1 protein-coding gene is annotated in these 356 nt (G+C 40.2%); it reads left to right on the top strand.

Features of this window, described 5'->3' with window-relative positions:
- The coding region (locus ACF8CV_RS05655; RefSeq protein ID WP_258519409.1) for a zinc ribbon domain-containing protein at nt 1-351 on the top strand (351 nt) is incomplete at its 5' end.
- Between the last annotated feature and the right edge of the window lie 5 nt (nt 352-356).

Here is a 356-nt window from a genome sequence, read left to right on the forward strand (position 1 = left end):
AATATGGATAGTAAATGGGAGTGCTTTGGGTGCGGGCATAGCAATGAACACTCATCATTAAAGTGTGAAAAGTGCGGGTCTTTAGGCAAAGAGCTTGCAAACAAGCAGATGGCAAACCACCTGTTAGGGAATGACAAAGTGAAATCGAAGTTTGAATACTGCTGTGATAAATGTGGTTCAGAGTCATATGAGGTTGGTGAGTTAAGAGCCAGTGGTGGATTTTGGAGTACATTTTTCAATTACAACAAACACCGTTTTTATTTCTTATCATGCAGTAGCTGCGGTCACACTGAGTTTTACAAACGAGGTCTAGGTACTGGACAAAAAATACTAGATTTTCTAGGTGGTTAGCATAG

Origin of the sequence: Vibrio sp. zbq_1 (genome assembly GCF_043102935.1) — a bacterium.
Lineage (GTDB): Bacteria > Pseudomonadota > Gammaproteobacteria > Enterobacterales > Vibrionaceae > Vibrio > Vibrio parahaemolyticus.